Here is a 236-nt window from a genome sequence, read left to right as displayed (position 1 = left end):
CGTATTGCTTGCTCTGGCAATACTAATTCGTTTTTCCAGCTACCAATTTCCATTTTAAGTAGCTTGAGTAAATCTTTGTCTTTTTTTAATTCATCTTCAGTGAGCTCCGACAACAGCTGGTTGGTATCTTGATCGTCAAACAACGAAAAACCAGGTTTAAAGCCAAGTGTACTTATTTCTTTTTTTATTATTTCTAAACCCAGTGTATGAAACGTTGATACCCATAATCCTTTTGC

1 protein-coding gene is annotated in these 236 nt (G+C 35.2%); it reads right to left on the bottom strand.

Translation table 11 applies throughout. The features are described 5' to 3' along the window. Window positions 1-236, bottom strand: a 236-nt coding sequence (locus R2R70_RS23170; RefSeq protein ID WP_410979370.1) for a UvrD-helicase domain-containing protein, incomplete at both ends; no start/stop codon positions are given.

It is taken from the genome of Cobetia sp. SIMBA_158, from assembly GCF_046566945.1.
Lineage (GTDB): Bacteria > Pseudomonadota > Gammaproteobacteria > Pseudomonadales > Halomonadaceae > Cobetia > Cobetia amphilecti.
Note: the sequence above shows the minus strand (reverse complement) of the source record. Positions and strands in the feature narration are given on the sequence as shown.